This window comes from Mucilaginibacter sp. 320_HR (genome assembly GCF_059691875.1).
In genome coordinates, this window is the sequence record NZ_JCAWAI010000006.1 from 136,122 (window position 1) to 153,876 (window position 17,755).

Annotated in this window: 19 protein-coding genes; 17 read left to right on the top strand and 2 right to left on the bottom strand. The window is 45.3% G+C overall.

Features of this window, described 5'->3' with window-relative positions; translation table 11 throughout:
• Positions 1-23: 23 nt before the first annotated feature.
• The gene (panB, locus tag AC59GT_RS19370) at positions 24-839 is read right to left on the bottom strand and encodes a 3-methyl-2-oxobutanoate hydroxymethyltransferase (RefSeq protein ID WP_497239187.1); all 816 of its coding nucleotides are present in this window, start codon (positions 837-839) and stop codon (positions 24-26) included.
• 141 nt (positions 840-980) lie between these two features.
• On the opposite strand from panB, the gene AC59GT_RS19375 reads away from it, so the two are divergent.
• The 9 genes from AC59GT_RS19375 to AC59GT_RS19415 all read left to right on the top strand — a co-directional run bounded on the left by AC59GT_RS19375 (position 981) and on the right by AC59GT_RS19415 (position 9,208).
• Positions 981-1,157 (top strand): hypothetical protein, encoded by a 177-nt coding sequence (locus tag AC59GT_RS19375; protein ID WP_165852040.1) that lies wholly within the window; start codon positions 981-983, stop codon positions 1,155-1,157.
• A 167-nt stretch (positions 1,158-1,324) separates the two neighbouring features.
• Positions 1,325-2,425, top strand: coding sequence for a glutamine-hydrolyzing carbamoyl-phosphate synthase small subunit (carA, locus tag AC59GT_RS19380; protein ID WP_497239188.1), 1,101 nt, complete (start codon positions 1,325-1,327; stop codon positions 2,423-2,425).
• Positions 2,426-2,647: 222 nt separating this feature from the next.
• A complete protein-coding gene (locus AC59GT_RS19385; RefSeq protein ID WP_497239189.1) occupies positions 2,648-2,971 on the top strand; it encodes a DUF6686 family protein in 324 nt (107 codons plus the stop codon).
• A gap of 71 nt (positions 2,972-3,042) precedes the next feature.
• Positions 3,043-3,897 carry a helix-turn-helix domain-containing protein gene (locus AC59GT_RS19390; protein ID WP_497239190.1) on the top strand — a complete coding sequence of 285 codons (855 nt, stop codon included), beginning with the start codon at positions 3,043-3,045 and terminating at the stop codon, positions 3,895-3,897.
• A gap of 75 nt (positions 3,898-3,972) precedes the next feature.
• The gene (locus tag AC59GT_RS19395; RefSeq protein ID WP_497239191.1) at positions 3,973-4,686 is read left to right on the top strand and encodes a siderophore-interacting protein; all 714 of its coding nucleotides are present in this window, start codon (positions 3,973-3,975) and stop codon (positions 4,684-4,686) included.
• A gap of 514 nt (positions 4,687-5,200) precedes the next feature.
• Positions 5,201-6,883 (top strand): DUF5060 domain-containing protein, encoded by a 1,683-nt coding sequence (locus AC59GT_RS19400; protein WP_497239192.1) that lies wholly within the window; start codon positions 5,201-5,203, stop codon positions 6,881-6,883.
• A 39-nt stretch (positions 6,884-6,922) separates the two neighbouring features.
• A complete protein-coding gene (locus AC59GT_RS19405; protein WP_497239193.1) occupies positions 6,923-7,135 on the top strand; it encodes a hypervirulence associated TUDOR domain-containing protein in 213 nt (70 codons plus the stop codon).
• 92 nt (positions 7,136-7,227) lie between these two features.
• Positions 7,228-7,992 (top strand): ABC transporter ATP-binding protein, encoded by a 765-nt coding sequence (locus AC59GT_RS19410; RefSeq protein WP_497239194.1) that lies wholly within the window; start codon positions 7,228-7,230, stop codon positions 7,990-7,992.
• Between the two features lie 79 nt (positions 7,993-8,071).
• Complete coding sequence (locus tag AC59GT_RS19415; protein WP_497239195.1) at positions 8,072-9,208, top strand: ABC transporter permease; 1,137 nt, start codon at positions 8,072-8,074, stop codon at positions 9,206-9,208.
• A 186-nt stretch (positions 9,209-9,394) separates the two neighbouring features.
• Here the strand turns inward: AC59GT_RS19415 and AC59GT_RS19420 are convergent, their stop codons facing one another.
• Positions 9,395-11,344 carry a KUP/HAK/KT family potassium transporter gene (locus AC59GT_RS19420; protein ID WP_497239196.1) on the bottom strand — a complete coding sequence of 650 codons (1,950 nt, stop codon included), beginning with the start codon at positions 11,342-11,344 and terminating at the stop codon, positions 9,395-9,397.
• A gap of 455 nt (positions 11,345-11,799) precedes the next feature.
• Between AC59GT_RS19420 and AC59GT_RS19425 the strand changes: the two genes are divergently transcribed.
• The 8 genes from AC59GT_RS19425 to AC59GT_RS19460 all read left to right on the top strand — a co-directional run bounded on the left by AC59GT_RS19425 (position 11,800) and on the right by AC59GT_RS19460 (position 17,754).
• Complete coding sequence (locus AC59GT_RS19425; RefSeq protein WP_497239197.1) at positions 11,800-12,321, top strand: T9SS type A sorting domain-containing protein; 522 nt, start codon at positions 11,800-11,802, stop codon at positions 12,319-12,321.
• Between the two features lie 65 nt (positions 12,322-12,386).
• Complete coding sequence (locus AC59GT_RS19430) at positions 12,387-12,998, top strand: fumarylacetoacetate hydrolase family protein (protein ID WP_497239198.1); 612 nt, start codon at positions 12,387-12,389, stop codon at positions 12,996-12,998.
• A 66-nt stretch (positions 12,999-13,064) separates the two neighbouring features.
• Entirely contained in the window at positions 13,065-14,807 is a 1,743-nt protein-coding gene (locus tag AC59GT_RS19435; RefSeq protein ID WP_497239199.1) for a M23 family metallopeptidase, read from the top strand.
• Positions 14,808-14,810: 3 nt separating this feature from the next.
• On the top strand, positions 14,811-15,275 hold the full coding sequence (gene bcp / locus AC59GT_RS19440) for a thioredoxin-dependent thiol peroxidase (RefSeq protein WP_497239200.1): 465 nt from the start codon (positions 14,811-14,813) through the stop codon (positions 15,273-15,275).
• 64 nt (positions 15,276-15,339) lie between these two features.
• The gene (locus AC59GT_RS19445; RefSeq protein WP_497239201.1) at positions 15,340-15,894 is read left to right on the top strand and encodes an RNA polymerase sigma factor; all 555 of its coding nucleotides are present in this window, start codon (positions 15,340-15,342) and stop codon (positions 15,892-15,894) included.
• A 50-nt stretch (positions 15,895-15,944) separates the two neighbouring features.
• Positions 15,945-16,859, top strand: coding sequence for a hypothetical protein (locus AC59GT_RS19450; protein ID WP_497239202.1), 915 nt, complete (start codon positions 15,945-15,947; stop codon positions 16,857-16,859).
• 6 nt (positions 16,860-16,865) lie between these two features.
• On the top strand, positions 16,866-17,363 hold the full coding sequence (locus tag AC59GT_RS19455) for a hypothetical protein (RefSeq protein ID WP_117382764.1): 498 nt from the start codon (positions 16,866-16,868) through the stop codon (positions 17,361-17,363).
• Between the two features lie 4 nt (positions 17,364-17,367).
• Complete coding sequence (locus tag AC59GT_RS19460; protein ID WP_497239203.1) at positions 17,368-17,754, top strand: DUF1634 domain-containing protein; 387 nt, start codon at positions 17,368-17,370, stop codon at positions 17,752-17,754.
• Position 17,755: the final 1 nt, after the last annotated feature.

Below are 17,755 nucleotides of genomic sequence, written 5' to 3' on the forward strand. Positions count from 1 at the left end.
GTTGCTGTACTAACGGCAAGAGATTAATACTCTTCTTTTTCGTTTGGGAACGCTTTGCCCTTTACATCAGATACATAATTACCAATAGCATTGTGCATTACGTCGTACAAGCCGGCGTACTGGCGTAAAAAGCGCGGTTTAAAGCCCTTATTTATACCCAGCATATCGTGTATCACCAATACCTGTCCGCTGCAATGCTGCCCTGCACCAATGCCTATGGTAGGTATGCTAAGGCTTTCAGTAACCTCTTTGGCAAGTTTTGATGGTATCTTCTCAAGCACAACGCCAAAGCAACCCAGCTCCTGCAGTTTTAATGCGTCTTCTTTCAGTTTATCAGCTTCGGCCTCTTCCTTAGCGCGAACGGTATAGGTGCCAAATTTATAGATCGATTGTGGCGTAAGCCCCAGGTGCCCCATTACTGGTATACCTGCAGTTAGTATCCTGCTGATGCTCTCTGCTATCTCAACTCCGCCTTCCAGCTTAACAGCGTGGGCGCCCGCTTCTTTCATAATGCGGATAGCTGACGCCAGCGCCTCCTTTGAATTGCCTTGGTAAGAACCGAAAGGTAGGTCGACCACTACCAGCGCCCGCTTAGCGGCCCTCACTACCGACGATGCGTGATAGATCATCTGGTCGAGGGTTATCGGCAGGGTGGTTTCGTGCCCGGCCATTACGTTGGATGCCGAGTCGCCTACCAATATAATGTCCGTGCCTGCTGCATCAACTATAGTAGCCATAGAATAATCGTATGCGGTAAGCATCGCTATCTTTTCGCCTTTGTTGCGCATTGCCTGCAGGGTGTGCGTGGTAATGCGCTTAATTTCCTTATTTACCGACATTGGGTATATGGTGTTTATACAAGCAAAGGTAGAAACTCAATCCGAATTTCCTTTGCAGTAAATAGTGTGGGTTTGCACACTGCCAAATAATTATTATTTTGCAAAAACCAATTAAATACGCCTCATCGTATTTCACACTTCATGGATACTAAGATTATACATTGCATGTATTGCAATAAGGCTATGAACTATACCGACCGTGCTAAACGCAGCTACTGGTTAAAAACGTTTTTTCCTTTCCTGTCTGTAAGGCCTTACTGGTGCACGCATTGTTTGCGCACTACTTACGTATGGGGCAAAAGCGCTGCGGATAAATAAACCTGTTTGTATTAGCGGATAAATTTCATTTTTCTGTGAATTTCTGCAAGAAAACAATACCTTTGCGCCGTGAATAAAGAGGTGCAAAACTTCATTCTTCCAGCTTATTCTTACGGAGCTTCGAGCCACAAGATCCGGACCGTTCACCCTTTCAATCTTTTTGCTAAATGAATCATTTCACCAAGCTTCCGGCTATTTTATTGCTGGCCGACGGCACCGTTTTCCATGGTAAAGCTGCCGGCAAGATCGGCACTACCACAGGCGAGATCTGCTTTAACACGGGCATGACCGGGTATCAGGAGATATTTACCGACCCATCTTACTTTGGGCAGATTATGGTTGCCACCAACGCTCACATAGGTAACTATGGTATCAATACCGAGGAAGTAGAATCGGCACAGATACAAATTTCAGGTTTGGTTTGTAAGAATTATAACATCGCCTATAGCCGCAAGCAGGCAAATGAGTCTATCCAGGATTATTTTCAACAGCAGAACATCGTGTCGATATCAGACATTGATACCCGCCAGCTGGTGCGCCATATACGCGATAAAGGTGCCATGAACGCCATTATATCATCAGAGATACTGGACCTTGATGAACTGAAAGCAAAGCTTGATGAAGTGCCGTCTATGGATGGCCTGGAGCTTTCATCACAGGTGTCTACAAAAGAAACCTACACCTTTGGTAACGAAGATGCTAAGTACCGCGTTGCCGTGCTTGACCTTGGAGTGAAAAAGAACATCCTGCGCAACTTTGATGACCGCGATGTTTTTGCTAAAGTGTACCCGGCGAAAACCACCTTTGAGGAGATGGAGAAAGATTTTGCACCATCGGGCTACTTTATCTCCAACGGCCCCGGCGACCCGTCTGCAATGCCGTACGCTGTGAGTACGGTAAAAGAAATTTTAAATGCCGATAAGCCGCTGTTTGGGATTTGCCTCGGTCACCAGTTGTTAGCACTTGCAAACGATATCCCTACCAGGAAGATGTTTAACGGGCACCGTGGCCTTAACCACCCGGTTAAAAACGTGATTATTGACCATTGCGAAGTAACCTCTCAAAACCATGGTTTTGGTGTAGTGCCCGAAGCAGTGCGCGCGAGCGATAAGGTGGAGATTACACACATAAACCTTAACGATCAATCGATAGAAGGTATCCGCGTTAAAGACAAAAAGGCATTCTCGGTGCAGTATCACCCGGAATCCTCTCCCGGCCCGCACGACAGCCGCTACCTTTTTGATGATTTTATTAAACTAATGCAATAGAATTAAGATCCCCTTAATATATATCTAAGGCCCTGCAGAACTTCTGCAGGGCCTTTTTTGCGTGCGTACTAAAATATAAACCTTATTTTTATTTGGATTTATTCTAAATAAGGTTTTTCTTTGTGGTGAGCCAGCGGCCAAAAAGCTTAAGTTCTGTTGTAAAGGCAACCTTCGTGGGTGAGGGGCGCCGTTGCAGCGGGCACAAATTAACACCATTTACCTATGTGCGACGCAAAAGTTTTAAGCCATAAAGGGGCATCGGTAATTAGCCGGTGCTCCGAGTGTCAGTGTATTTTCATCTGGAACCACAATCTTATCCTTAGCTTTTCGCCGCTGCAGTTCACGCAATTCAAGGATTTTTCGGTCGAGCTTGACTTTGAAGCGCACTCTTTTCCGTTTCCTGACGGGGAGGAGCGGATGGTGATGCGTACCCCTGCTGACGATATACAATTCACGTTTACCAATTGTGAGTGGGAAGATTTTCACGCCGCCCTGGGCGAAGCCAGTTACATGCTGGAGGTGTATTTGCTTATGGAGGGCCGTTAATGTTGTTATTGCAAAGTCGATATTGCAATTAAATAAGGCGCTATGCGTGGTAATTGCTTTAATTTAGCCGTATGAAAGATATCCCTATTCATCAGTTGCAGGCCAGGGCCGTAACCGGGTTAGAGATAAGCTACTTTGCGCCGGGAGAAGTAGACACCGACGAAGTACAAGCGCTTGGCATCCACCGGGATGACCATTACATTTTCTTTTTGCTGGATGAGGGCAACGCCTCGTTAATGGTTGATTTTAGGGACATGTACTTTACTGCGCCGGCGCTATATTATATTTTGCCGGGACAGGTGCATAAAAGGATAGAAGCGGAAAAGGCAGGCGGATGGTTCATCGCCATTGACCCGATGCTGGTTGCGCAGGATTATCGCACCGTGTTTGACGATCAATTGCCTTTTCAGCAGCCGCACATGGTATCGCCACAACAACTTGCGCAATGCAGCGGAACGCTGCGTTTGCTTACGGAAAGGTATGAAAACGAGGACGGGTCACCATTTTACCTGCCGGTAGTTCATTCGCTGCTGCAATCTTTCCTGGGGATGGCTGCTTCATGTTATTGCCTGCATACCGGGCCAAGAGAGCAGCCATCGCGCCCGGTGCAAATAACGCAGCAATTTAAACGCCTGCTGGCAGCAAACATCCGTACAGTAAAAAGCCCTTCGGCTTACGCGGCTATGCTCAATATTTCTGAAACTTACCTGAACGAAGCGCTGCGTAAAACCTCGGGCCTGCCGGTAAGCTACTGGATAATGCAGGAGGTTATGCTGGAAGCTAAACGGCTGCTGTACTATGGCGACATGAACGTTAAAGAGATAGCGCATCTGCTGGGCTATCCGGATCCCACCTATTTTTCCAAGCTGTTTAAAAAAGCGGCAGGTACTACGCCGCTTGCATTTCGGGAGAGTTACCGCAAATAGTACAATCATTCCCCCAAAGCTGCCATTTCAGGCCGGGTGCTTTAAGCCTTTCTTTGTGCTATTAAAACATCAGCAATGGAAACACCCGTTTTACAAAAACTTAAGGCTAAAGCAGGCAGCCTGCTGGAAAAACGCCTGATACAAAGCGCCAACGTACTTGAGGTAAGGCACTGGGTACCATCTACCATGATAGAGGTAGACCTGCACCTGCCTGCCGCAGAAGTGGCCGCCTGGCAGGAAGTACCTTATCTTAAATTTAAAGTGGCCGACCTTACTTACCGTGATTATACCCCATCCGGCTGGGACGCCGAAACACGCACCTGCACTATTTATGTAGATGCTGCGCACACTGGCCCCGGCAGCCGCTGGGCATCATCGCTAAAAAAGGGAGACGAGGTATACTATATTAAAATTGGCTCAACCCGCCATTCGCCAAAAAGCACACCGGCCATTATTGGCTTGGGCGATGAAAGCAGCATGGGGCACCTGCTTGCCTTACAGCAAATGGTAGTGCCAAAAGCGCGCTTTTCCGGCGCAGTAGTAATAGCAAACGAAGATCACCGCAGGCAATTTGAGGAATACTTCTGGTCGCCGCTGCAGCCGCTGGCCCGTACTGATGTACACGGTCACCAGAGTATTATAGAGTGGGTTAAACAGCAGCACTACGATGTTAGCCAAACTGCTTTTTACCTGGCCGGTAACAACACCATGGTGCAAAAGTTACGCAAGATGCTTCGGGAGATGGGTTTTCCGCCTGCACAGATAAGTACACAAGGGTTCTGGAGTTAAGCAAGGTACACCATGCAGAGATGCTGGTACAAACATGAGGCATGGCTGTAACCTTGTTGTGTGTTGTAGCGTCGTACTTGCAATAGTTTAAGGGGAATCAGGAAGCTTCTCGCTTTTTGATAAAACTTAGTTTTGAGTGTTTCAGGGCTTATTTTGCCGAAAATTCGCCGATGATACGCCATTCACCGATTTGAATGGGCCTGCTTATCGACCGGTATACACGTTTACCGATGATTTGGCATACTTCGCCTAATATCTGTAACGCAAAATCCTGTGGTGATGCAATTTTGTGGTGTTCAAAACGAAAAACACCATCATGACAACTTCACTCACCAGCCCCTCACTTTACGCAATAGTAGCTATAGCTGTAAATGTTGCAGTAGTACTTGGCCTTATTGTTTGCCAGGTTTGTAAGTAACCCAACCGGTAACTGCCCGGCTGGTTACTTTTACAGCACCGGGGCAATTTGCAAAAAAACATAATAGCTATATTAGGGCTTTAAACCATTACACCAATGAAGCCCTTACGCATAATACTCCTGCTGCTGGTGATATCGTTCACCTATACTTTTTGCGAGGCTCAGCCGGGGCTTGTTAACTTCACCTATAATAATCAACCCTTTAAGCAGTACCAAAAGTTTGAGTGGACCATTAATTTGTCTGCTGCTTTTACAAACCCTTACGATCAGCACGACATTAAGGTTGATATGGAAATTGTATCGCCTTCAGGCAAGCAGCTTGGCCTGCCCTGCTATTACGAAAGCGGCGACAACAAGGCATCAGTATGGAAAGCTCGCTTTACCCCGCAGCAAACCGGTGAATACCGTTACACTTTCGTGGTAAAAAGTAAGAGTGGGGAGTGGCGGTCTGATATGAACTTTATTACTGCCACCGCAACTGCTAAGCAAGGCTTCCTGCACAAGAATAATCTTTGGACCTTTAAGTACGACAATGGCGAACTCTTTCGAGGCGTAGGCGAAAACATCGGCTGGGAATCCCGTTCATTCGAAAACGATAAATACACCTACGATTATCTATTACCAAAACTTGCCAAAAGCGGCGGTAACTTTTTCCGGACGTGGATGTGTTACTGGAACCTGCCGCTGCAATGGAAAAAGGTGCAGTCGACCAAGCGCTACAGTAACAGCGACGATTATTTTAACCCCGGCGCCATTAAGCGGATGGACGAACTGGTTGATCTTACCGACTCGCTCAACCTTAAATTCATGCTTACTTTAGACTGGCACGGTCATTTAATGGAAGAAGGCGGCTGGAAAAACAGTAACTACAACGCGGCTAACGGCGGCCCGGCCGAAACCCCGGCGGAGTTCTTTACCTCGCAGGAAGCCCGCGCCATGTACAAGAATAAGTTACGGTATATAGTAGCACGTTGGGGATACAGCACCAGCATAGCGGCGTGGGAATTCTTTAATGAAGTAGACAACGCTGCATTTACAGGCGCCGACAGCGTGCTAATACCGCTACATACCATTACCGAATGGCACGACGAAATGAGCCGTTACCTGAAAGATATTGACCCCTATGGCCACATGGTGACCACCAGCGTATCGCACCGTGATATTACTGGCATGAACGCCATCCCTTACATTGATTTTAACCAGAAACATATTTATAAGCATACCGATAAGATTGCGGCAATTTACCCGGATTACATTAGTGCGTTTGGAAAGCCCTACGTAATTGGTGAGTTTGGTTTTAGGTGGGAGGACGACGACCAAAAATATGGTTCCGACGCTGACTTCGAGTTTAAGCGTGGCCTTTGGTATGGTATGTTCAGTCCCACGCCTATCCTGCCCATGAGCTGGTGGTGGGAAATGTTCGATCAACGAAACATGACCCCGTATTTTAAAGGTGTGCGCATAATAGGCGATGAGATGCTGAAAGCAGGAAACGGCTCTTTTGAGCAGGTGACGGCAACGTCGGGCAATATAGAAACCTACGTAGTAAAGTGCGGTAAAAGCTATTTTGTGTACATGCTTAATAACACCTACGGTACACTGCCGCCGAAAATTGTTTTTCCGGTAAATGGCAGCAGTTTTACCATGCAATATTTCGATCCGGCAACGCAAACCTACGGTAACCATGGCATTGTAACAGCAAAAGGAGGCAAGCTTACGCTTAACAATGTGCACCCCGGTTTAAAAAAAGAGCGGGTGCTGATACTTACCGCAAAGTAAACTGGCCGGCATATTGCTATAGTTCTTGAAACATTCGTTATGAAAAAGGGAGATACCGTACACTGGAACTGGGGCAGCGGCGAGGCTGAAGGTAAAATAGAGCAAAAGCATACCGAGCCAGTTAAAAAGAAGATAAAAGGCAGCGAGGTAAAACGCAATGCCAGCAAAGAAGAGCCTGCTTACGACATTAAGCAAAAGAACGGCAGCAAAGTGCTGAAATCAGAAAGCGAACTGAAAAAGGGCGGCAAGTAGCCCACCTTACCCAAGCTATAATTTAATTAAATTTTAATGCCCTTAACAGGTTGGGTGTATGTAAATGCGATAAATCCGTCGCATATTTACATATGGCAAAACAACCTATAATAACGGTAAAGGACCTGGTTAAAAACTACGGCGATTTCGCAGCCATAAAAGGCATTAGCTTTGACGTTTACGAAGGCGAAATATTCGGTTTGCTAGGGCCGAATGGCGCCGGTAAAACTACTACGCTGGAGATAATTGAAACGCTTCGCGAGAAAACCTCGGGCGAAGTTACTGTTGACGGTTTTTCGATAGACAAGGATGCCGACAGTATTAAACAGCGTATAGGTGTGCAGTTGCAGGCTGCAGGTTACTATCCTAACCTAAACCTGTCCGAACTGATCACTCTTTTCTCCGGACTGTATGGCATCCACAAAACACCAATGGAGATGCTGGAAAAGGTAGCCCTGACCGACAAAGCCAAGGCCAAGTACAAAGACTTGTCCGGCGGGCAGAAGCAGCGCTTCTCCATTGCCACTACACTTATAAACAACCCCCGCATAATCTTTCTGGACGAGCCTACAACAGGGTTAGACCCGCAGGCGCGTCGTAACCTTTGGGACCTGATACGGCAGATACGTGATGCCGGTACCACCGTGGTGATCACTACACATTACATGGATGAAGCCGAGGTGCTATGCGACCGCGTAGCCTTTGTAGACGGGGGCCATATTGTTGGTATAGACACTCCTGATCATTTTATTGATGACCTTGTTGAAAAAGGCTTCGAACGCAAGAAGCAGGTTAAGGCAGCCAATCTGGAGGATGTATTTATAAACCTTACTGGCAAGGAGTGGAGAGAGGGATAGAAGCCCCCCAGCCAACTGAAGGATAACCCCCCAACCCCCTAAAGGGGGTGTAAAATTTAACTATTGAACTAAACTCATAATGAAACAAAATTACAGCAACACACGTGCTACGCTGGCCATTGCAAAAGCAAGTTTCCGCTCTATCATCCGCAGCCCGTCGGCAGTAGTGTTCAGCCTGGCATTCCCACTGGTGTTTATTGTGGTATTCGCTAATATAGGTGGCGGCGGTGTGAAGGTAGACGTGGGCGTGGTAAAAGGTACCGACACCATTAGTCCGGTATATCAAGCTTTAAAGAAGTCGTCTGTGATCAACCTTATACGGGATCAGTCACCTGATGATATGAAGAATAACCTGGCAAAAGGCAGCCTTGACGCGACCATTGAAATCAGGAAGAACAGTATTCCCGATAGAGCAGTATACCAACCCTCGTCAGTTGCGCCTTATGCAGTAAACGTGCAGTATACTAATTCATCCAGTAAGGGGAGCATCCTTAAGTCGGTACTGAGTAATATACTGATGCAAATGAATGCCGAGTTTGCAAAAAGAAATGGCGTACCAGCCTTGCCACAAGCAGCTGACCTGCATGAAACTACAGTTACCGGCCGCGAGTACAAGTACATCGATTTTATTCTGCCGGGCCAACTGGGCTTCTCGTTGCTGAGCAGTGGCGTATTCGGTACCGCTTTCGTGTTCATCAGTCTTCGACTCACCCTTGTTATCAAGCGCTTTTTTGCCACCCCGGTAAAACGTTACAGCATTGTACTGGGCGAGGCGCTGGCCCGTATTGTGTTCTCGTTACTGGGGGCGCTATTCATTATTATGGTTGGTCACTTTGTATTTGGTTTTACCCTGATACATGGAGTGGTGACCGTGCTGAACATGCTGGTGCTCTCGGCGATTGGTCTTATTATCTTTATGGGCTTCGGTTTTACCGTGTCGGGCATTGCGAAAAACGAAAGTACGGTTCCACCTTTGTCCAACATTATTACCCTGCCGCAGTTTCTGTTGTCGGGTACTTTTTTTTCGGTAACGGCATTTCCTAAATGGCTGCAGTATGTAAGTAACGCTTTGCCGTTAACACACCTTAACAATGCTATGCGTAAGGTAGCGTTTGAAGGTGCCGGCCTGGGCGATGTTTCGCACCAGTTGTTTATCCTGCTCTTGTGGGGAATAGGGGTTTATGCAGTAGCAACCAAAACCTTTAAATGGGAGTAATTGGGAAGCGCGTTCAACCAACGTCAGTATTTAGGCTATTATTCTCACTACGATAGTTCCGGTAGTAAAAAAATGTGGTTTTTGCAGATTCTTGCTCATTAAACCCCCTTTTCCCAGGATGTTTTTATAAAAAAAATGCCGCTCTGTTTTTTCAGGCGGCATTTTCATTATCGTTGTAGCCAACTATCAAGATGGCATTACACGCTCGAGTTTTACGCTCTCGGGAGAGGTTAACATCAGCGGTACTTTCTCTATGGTAACGAAGCTCAGATCCAGGCCAAAGTTGCGTTCTTCGGACAAGCTGATCTTTCTGAGGTACGAGTAAATAAACATGATAACACGTTCAAAGAAAGAAAGGTTATGTGAGCGTGATAGCACTTTTTCTATCACCACAAACCGGAAATCGCCAACGATCTTGTGTTTGTTAAGTGACTGGTAGCGACTGGTAATGTCCACTTCGCCATTCTTAACCAGGTCTTCCACCACGCGGCGGAACAATAAGTTAATTTGCTGTTCTACCCTGAAACCTAGTTTAAAGTCCACGCGGATAAGCTTTCCAGGTATCAGGAAATCAACTTCGTACTCGCTTTTGTAAGGCTCATCCACTACGTCAACGTGAACCAGCCAGTACACATCGGCGCGCTTGGGTTGCTTTTGCAGGATGGAGTAAATGATCTTTGATTCTACTTCAGAATTAAAGTTGGCGCTGGTTAAATAAATGAGCTGTGAAGCGTATTTAGGCACACTTTCATCCTCGCTCATCTCCTTTATAATGTTGAAATAGTCGTCTATCTCAATAAACTTCACGTAACGGTTTTTGATCTTTCGGGCAGTGTGCCAGGTCCACATGACGATGAACAGCATCAGGCCTATAGATAGCGTAAACCAGCCCCCATGGATAAACTTAACCAGGTTACCCAGCAGGAACGTGCCTTCTATCAGCATGTAAACCGTTAAGAAAGCCCCGATAAGGTATACAGGTGCCTTTTTCCTCTGCAGGAACTTAGAAACCAGTATAGTGGTCATGAGCATGGCTACGGTTATACTTAAGCCGTAAGCAGCCTCCATGTTAGAGGAGTGCTTGAACAATAATACTACCCCGATGCAACCGATACATAGTATCCAGTTGATGCTGGGTACGTACAACTGGCCTTTCTGCTCTGACGGGTACTGTATGCGCACCTTAGGCCAAAGGTTAAGCCTAACTGCCTCTGCTATAAGCGTAAAAGAACCGGATATTAGCGCTTGTGATGCAATTATCGCCGCGATAGTGGCAATTCCGATACCGAAAATGAGGAACCACTCCGGCATAATCTGATAGAATGGATTTTTCTCGTTAAGATCTACAAGCTGACCGTTGCGCTGTAGCAGCCAAACTGCCTGGCCCAGGTAGTTGAAAATAAGGCAGGCTTTTACATAAATCCAGCTGATCTGGATGTTCTTGCGCCCACAGTGGCCAAGGTCGGAGTATAGTGCCTCCGCACCTGTGGTACACAGGAATACCGCACCTAGTATGATGAATGCATTGTAATCACTGGCGAGCAATTGGTAAGCGTAATAAGGGTTGAGCGCCTTTAAAATAGAAGGCATTTGTACAACATAGCTTATGCCTAGTACGCCCATCATGGTAAACCAAAGGAACATAATAGGGCCGAAGGCCTTGCCAACCAACGAGGTACCAAACTGCTGTATAATGAACAGTACCGCTATAATGGCTATCACTATCTCTACCGTTGGCAGGTGTGGATAATAGGTCTCCAAGCCTTCAATGGCAGAGGATATAGTAATAGGAGGTGTAATAATACCATCAGCAAGCAGAGCGCAGCCACCAACCACGGCCGGGACGATCAGCCACTTAGCCTTGCGCCTTACCAACGAGAACAGCGAGAATATACCACCCTCACCCTTGTTATCTGCCCTTAAAGTAATTACCACATACTTTAATGTAGTTTGCAGGGTAAGCGTCCAAACGATAAGGGAGATTCCTCCGAGCACCAGCGTTTCGGAAATTTTATTTGAGCCGACAATGGCTTTGAATACATATAACGGGGATGTACCGATATCGCCGTAGATTATTCCTAAACTAATGAGCAGCCCACCGGCTGTTAGTTTTTGCAGATCTTTATGACTTGACACAGTGTTTTTGAAAAGTTTACAAAACTATAAAAATTACATTGTATGGACTGTAACTTTCACAATAAGGTATAAGGCCCTTAATTATTACAAATCCTGCAAAAGCGTTGCTGTATTGTTAAAGATTTTTGAGCAGCCGCAATTGTTCAGATAGCTACGTTGATAAACTTTCAATTTTAGTATTTGTTTACAAAGCTGTATTTCACAAGCAAATACAACAGCGGCGGTCTAAAACGGCGTAAAGTGTACGTTGCTACAGTGATGTTGTGATTATTGTATTATCGTATATTGATAATAATATCCGGAGAGCCAACTTAAACTATTGTTGATCGTATAAGTCCATATAGAAACAACATACAAAACGACAGTTTTTGTTAAAAAGTGTTAAAACTATTTATTAATTTATCACATTATGAATTCTGAAGTACAATATTTATACTTTTGCAGATAACACTGATATGGTTAGAAAATTTACTCAGCTAAATTCCTGGTTTACCTTAATACTGATGGCAGTAGCGGTAAACGTTGCGCTGGCTAAAGGAGTTGCTGCACAAAGTTCTGACACGTCATACCTTAAGTTCCTCAGGAGTAAGACGGCCAAGTCCATAAATACCAAAAACATCCTACATCTATCACTCCCGCCTATAAAACCGGCTGTAATATCCAGCACCAAAGTGTCTGTGGCACCGGCTAAACCTGCAGGGCCAATTTCAGATAAGTTGCTTTCTAATGTACAGATATACCCTAACCCGGTAAATGATGTACTTAATGTAAAATACACAGTTTCCCGTGGCGTGTTTGTTAATGTAAAGATTATGGATGTGCTGGGTAATGATGTACTCACCTTATTCTCTCAACGTGTAGATCTTGGCGAACAAAACCTTACCTACAACATTAACAGCAAACTTACCCGCGGTTTTTATTTCCTTCGCATCAATGTAGGTACAGAATCTATTAACAAAAGGATTTCTATACTGTAACAATTTCCTTATTTGATTTCCTGCCGTATTTTTAATTTTTAGCTTTGGGCTGATAAGCATTTACTATGAAAATTATTGCCATTGGCCGTAACTACGCCGAACACGCTAAAGAACTAAACAACCCTGTTCCTACCACTCCGGTGATATTCATGAAACCGGATACTGCGCTTTTAAAAGATAATAAGCCATTTTACCATCCGGACTTTTCGCAGGACATTCATCACGAACTGGAGATTGTTCTTAAGATAAGCAAAGAGGGTAAGCATATCAACGAAAAGTTTGCGGCTAACTATTACGAAGAGATTGCGCTGGGGATAGATTTTACTGCCCGCGATATTCAATCCCGCCATAAAGAAAAAGGCCTACCATGGGAGCTGGCCAAGGCCTTCGACGGATCGGCACCGGTGAGCAATTTTGTTCCTAAAACGCAATTCTCAAATTTATACGAACTTAATTTCAACCTGGATGTTAACGGTGAGGCCCGGCAGCAAGGCAATACAAAAGGCCTGCTTTTTTCTTTCGAAAAGATAATAGCCTTTGTATCGCAGTACATTACACTTAAGAAGGGGGATCTTATATATACCGGTACGCCGCAGGGCGTAGCCAGGGTAAATATAGGCGACCGTTTGGAAGCATATCTCGAAGGAGAAAAAATGCTTGACTTTGAGGTAAAGTAAGCAGCTTAAGTGCAAGCAGGTGTCGCCGGCGCGTATTAGTGCATTGAAGTAAGCTTATAAATAATAATGTTGGAGAATCGAACGGATAAAAAGAACTACATCGTAAATTTTTTAGCAGCAGCACTGCTGTTATTTGCAAACTACTCATCCGCGCAGGACATTATTCAGAGTAAAAAATACCCGCAGAACTACTTCCGCTATCCGCTGGACCTGCCGCCTACCACTGCAGGCTCATTTGGTGAATTGCGCCCGGCGCACTTCCATTCCGGGCTCGATTTTAAAACCATGCAGCGCACCGGCTATCCAGTGTATGCTGTTGCAGATGGTTATGTGTCACGCTTACGAATACAGTTTGGTGGCTTTGGGCAGGCCATCTATATCACCCATCCTAACGGCTACACCTCTGTTTATGGCCACATACAGAGCTTTACGCAGGCAATGTTCAAATACATACGCGATTACCAATATAAAAACCAGGTGTTTGATGCCGACATAAAGGTACCGCCGGGTCTGTTTAAAGTGCAGAAGGGAGATGTTATAGCCATATCCGGTAACGAAGGCGCTTCTGCTGGTCCGCATGTGCACTTCGAGTTGCGCGACAGCCTTACCGAAGAAACCATCAACCCGCAGCTATTCGGACTAACCATCCCTGATAAAGTGCCGCCAACTATTACAGCGCTGGCAGTTTACCACCTTAACGGCAATCCTTTCAGCGAGAACACGCCAAAGGAATTTATGTCGGTAACGGGCGCGGCGGGTAATTACCGGCTCGCCACTCCAAAAGTACTGCAGCTGAGTGGTAACACGGGTTTTGGTATAGCCGTAACCGATCAAAACAGCGCATCTGCAAACCATAACGGCGTTTACTCTATAGAGATGAAGCTGGACGGCAGCACCGTTTATACCTTTACGGTTGAGCGGTTTGCGTTTGATCAAACACATGCCGTAAATGCCTATATAGACTATCCTGCCTTTTTGCTTACCCGGCGAATGTTCCAAAAATGCTTTATACTGCCGGGTAGCCGCATATCATTGTATCCGCAATCGGTTAACAGGGGTATTATCCCTTTCAATGATAATGAAATGCACGATGTAGAGTTCGTTTGCCGGGATATAATGGGCAATACTTCAACCATTGCTGTTAAGGTACAATCAAACACTACAGCCAACAGTAACCAGCCGGCAAAGCCTACAGGTACTTTTTTTCATTATGACGAACGCAGCATTTTCGCAAACGATAAGGTACGGGTGCAAATAGAACCCGGGAACTTATATGACGATCTGGACTTTCAATACTCAACTCAGCCTATCAAGGCCGGAGCATATTCCGTCACGCACCGCATCCATAATAAGTTTACCCCAATACACGACGGCTACGACATTTGGATTAAACCCGATGTAAGCCTGGGCAACTACGCGGATAAAGCAGTAATTGTGAACGGTGCTACGGGCAGTATAAATGGTAAATACGACGGAGGTTACGTAAAAGCTGTAGCGCGTACTTTTGGCGATTACTACATCCGCATAGATACTGTACCGCCGGTTATTACTCCGCTCAACATAAAAAACGGCAGCAATATGGCAAAGGTTAAAGCCATAAGGCTGAAAATGAGCGACAATCTTTCGGGCGTAAAAAGCTTTGCCGGTAAAATAGACGGTAAGTGGGTGCTTGTAGAATGGAGCTATAAAACAAGGGTATTAAGTTATACCTTTACCGAAGATATTAAACCCGGCAAGCACAATTTTGAATTTACAGTGATAGACGGGAAAGACAATACTGCTAAATTTACTGCTGAATTTACACGTTAACCTATGGCAACCACATTAAAAGCAGGCGACAAAGCCCCCGATTTTACAGCAAAAGACCAGAACGGCAAAGAGGTATCCCTTTCAGATTACAAGGGGAAGAAAGTGATCTTATACTTTTACCCTAAAGATGATACCCCTGGTTGTACTGCCGAATCATGCAGTTTTAGAGATAACTATCAATCGTTGCTGGGTCAGGGGTTTGATGTTATTGGCGTAAGTGTAGATGACGAAAAATCGCACAAGAAGTTTGAGACCAAGTACAGCCTGCCATTTACTTTGATTGCTGATACCGAACACAGTATTGTGGAAGCCTATGATGTTTGGAAAGAAAAGAACATGTATGGCAAAAAATACATGGGAACCGTCCGCACAACTTTTGTTATAGACGGCGCCGGTATTATTGAGCACGTTATAGAGAAGGTAGATACAGCGGCCTCGTCACAGCAGGTGCTCGACCTGGTGAAATAACCGTCGATGAAACATATCTAAACCAAAATGCGTTATCTTTATTTTTATAAATAAATTTTTATAGATGGCCATACAGGCAGAAGACGAAGAGATACTAAGCAAGTTTCGCGACGATAAGACAAGGAACGAAGCGTTTAACATGCTGCTGAAAAAGTACCAGCAGAAAATATACTGGCATGTACGCCGCATGGTTATTGACCATGATGACGCCGACGATCTTACGCAGGACGTATTCATCAAGGTATGGAAAAACCTGCCAGGCTTCCGTAACGATGCCCAGTTATATACCTGGATGTACCGCATTGCAACCAACGAGTGTATCACCTTCCTTAATAAAAAGAAGCAGAAGAACAACGTTTCTATTGACGATGTGGATTATGAACTGGCAGACACCTTGTCCAGTTCTGATCAGTTCAGCGGCGACCAGATACAGCGTAAGCTGCAGGAGGCCATACTTACCCTGCCGGATAAACAGCGCCTTGTATTTAACATGAAGTATTTCGATGATATGAAATATGAGGAAATGAGTGATGTGCTTGGTACCAGCGTGGGTGCCCTGAAGGCATCGTTCCACCTTGCCGTAAAAAAAATAGAAGCATTTATAACATCAAGGGATTAATTTTAAATTCGCATTAAACCATTGGAAACTTTATTCATCTATAAGACAGTATGAAAAGCGAAATGGATAATAACGAGTGGGCAGACGAAGAAATGTCACTTGAACGGTTCTCCCGAAAGAACCCGTTTACGGTGCCGTCTGGCTATTTCGAAGAAGCCGGTCAGCGCATTTTATCATTGGTGAAATTAGATGAATTAAAAAGTACCGACACGGCAAACGGATTTGAAGTGCCTGCAAATTACTTTGATGAACTTTCGGCGAACATCAGCAGCAGGATTAATATTGAGATGGTTACGGATGCTGAGCAGCCGGGCTTTGCCGTGCCTGAGAATTATTTTGAACAGCTTACGGCCAATATTACCAGCAGGATAAATATTGAGACCGAAAGGGAAATGGCTGACTTTGCTGTTCCTGAAGGATATTTTGATAACCTGACTGCTAATATACAAAGCCGTATAGCAGTTGAGGAAGCTGCCGGTGCTGGCGACGCGGGGTTTACCGTACCCGCAGGCTACTTTGACAATTTGCAGCAGCAAATTACTTCGCGCATTGAGGTTGAAGAGGCACTTGAGGCAGCACCAGAAGCATTTACAGTACCTGAAGGTTATTTTGAAGAGCTTAACAGGAACATTCTTAATAAAACTGTTAACAAGGATGCGGTTGTACGCAAAACTATTGTACGTAAACTGTTTGCTACTAACACCTTTAAGTATGCTACCGCTGCCTGCCTGGCTTTAATAGTAGGTGCGGGTGTGTTCTTAAGAGATGCTGGTAACACCGCGGTACAACCACATAAAAAAACGCTTTTACACACACAGTTGTCAACCATTCCGGTTGACGAGATAAAAGACTATCTTGAGCTGCATGTTGACGCTACCGATAACCACGGTATAATGGATGATGATAAGGGTATAAACACCCAGGCACTTGATGAGGACCTGAGTGATTATGTCGATATTAATTGATTTTAAATGAGTAATCTGTTCAGATATATTTTTTTCGTTTTAATTATAGCTGCGGCTACCGGCTATGAGGTGTCTGCTCAGGGGACTGATGTGCGTAGTTTTAGGCCGGGCAATACGCAAAAGGGTGCCGCCGTAGTAAAGACAAAGGGCGTAGGTAAAAAGTTAGCGGCAGCACGAGATAAGTTCCTATCAAACCAGCTTAACCTAAGCGATGACGAGGCTGTACGCTTTTGGCCTCTTTACCACCAGTACCAGCAGGAACTTACTGCCGTGCGCATACTTAAGCGCCTTAATAACTCAAACGCATCTGCAAACGGTACCGAACAGATAAACAAAGATCTTTACTACGAGAATCAGCTTCTGAACATCCGGAAACATTACCGTGATGAATTCCTAAAGATATTGCCACCTGAAAAGGTAAGTGAGCTTTACAAAAGCGAACGCGAGTTTACCGATGAGTTGATTAAACAACTTAGCGAGCGCAGCATCCGTGCAGGAAATTAATAGAATGAACCCATCGTCCTTTAAAGAAAAAGACCTTCAAAGCGTAATCGGCTGGATACTTCGTGCGGGGGTGTTAATCTCTATGTCGGTTGTGATTGTTGGCGGTGTTCTTTTTCTTTACCGTCACGGGCAGGGCAGGGCCGACTACCACGAATTTACCGGCGTGCCCGCTTTTGTGCATAGTCCACAGGGCATTATTAACGGTATTTTAGAACTAAGAGGGCAAGCTATTATACAAGCTGGTATTGTATTGCTCATTGCAACGCCCATTGTGCGGGTGATTTTCTCTGCGATAGGTTTTGTGCTTGAGCGCGATTACCTGTATGTTGGCATTACTATGCTGGTGTTGCTGGTAATAGTATTGAGCATGCTTAGCGGCCACGCCGGATAAC

What these genes read in the sequence shown, in the direction of transcription:
- panB (WP_497239187.1), bottom strand. Translation starts at nt 839, where the DNA reads ATGTCGGTAAATAAGGAAATTAAGCGCATTACCACGCACACCCTGCAG.
- AC59GT_RS19375 (WP_165852040.1), top strand. Translation starts at nt 981, where the DNA reads ATGGATACTAAGATTATACATTGCATGTATTGCAATAAGGCTATGAAC.
- carA (WP_497239188.1), top strand. Translation starts at nt 1,325, where the DNA reads ATGAATCATTTCACCAAGCTTCCGGCTATTTTATTGCTGGCCGACGGC.
- AC59GT_RS19385 (WP_497239189.1), top strand. Translation starts at nt 2,648, where the DNA reads ATGTGCGACGCAAAAGTTTTAAGCCATAAAGGGGCATCGGTAATTAGC.
- AC59GT_RS19390 (WP_497239190.1), top strand. Translation starts at nt 3,043, where the DNA reads ATGAAAGATATCCCTATTCATCAGTTGCAGGCCAGGGCCGTAACCGGG.
- AC59GT_RS19395 (WP_497239191.1), top strand. Translation starts at nt 3,973, where the DNA reads ATGGAAACACCCGTTTTACAAAAACTTAAGGCTAAAGCAGGCAGCCTG.
- AC59GT_RS19400 (WP_497239192.1), top strand. Translation starts at nt 5,201, where the DNA reads ATGAAGCCCTTACGCATAATACTCCTGCTGCTGGTGATATCGTTCACC.
- AC59GT_RS19405 (WP_497239193.1), top strand. Translation starts at nt 6,923, where the DNA reads ATGAAAAAGGGAGATACCGTACACTGGAACTGGGGCAGCGGCGAGGCT.
- AC59GT_RS19410 (WP_497239194.1), top strand. Translation starts at nt 7,228, where the DNA reads ATGGCAAAACAACCTATAATAACGGTAAAGGACCTGGTTAAAAACTAC.
- AC59GT_RS19415 (WP_497239195.1), top strand. Translation starts at nt 8,072, where the DNA reads ATGAAACAAAATTACAGCAACACACGTGCTACGCTGGCCATTGCAAAA.
- AC59GT_RS19425 (WP_497239197.1), top strand. Translation starts at nt 11,800, where the DNA reads ATGGTTAGAAAATTTACTCAGCTAAATTCCTGGTTTACCTTAATACTG.
- AC59GT_RS19430 (WP_497239198.1), top strand. Translation starts at nt 12,387, where the DNA reads ATGAAAATTATTGCCATTGGCCGTAACTACGCCGAACACGCTAAAGAA.
- AC59GT_RS19435 (WP_497239199.1), top strand. Translation starts at nt 13,065, where the DNA reads ATGTTGGAGAATCGAACGGATAAAAAGAACTACATCGTAAATTTTTTA.
- bcp (WP_497239200.1), top strand. Translation starts at nt 14,811, where the DNA reads ATGGCAACCACATTAAAAGCAGGCGACAAAGCCCCCGATTTTACAGCA.
- AC59GT_RS19445 (WP_497239201.1), top strand. Translation starts at nt 15,340, where the DNA reads ATGGCCATACAGGCAGAAGACGAAGAGATACTAAGCAAGTTTCGCGAC.
- AC59GT_RS19450 (WP_497239202.1), top strand. Translation starts at nt 15,945, where the DNA reads ATGAAAAGCGAAATGGATAATAACGAGTGGGCAGACGAAGAAATGTCA.
- AC59GT_RS19455 (WP_117382764.1), top strand. Translation starts at nt 16,866, where the DNA reads ATGAGTAATCTGTTCAGATATATTTTTTTCGTTTTAATTATAGCTGCG.
- AC59GT_RS19460 (WP_497239203.1), top strand. Translation starts at nt 17,368, where the DNA reads ATGAACCCATCGTCCTTTAAAGAAAAAGACCTTCAAAGCGTAATCGGC.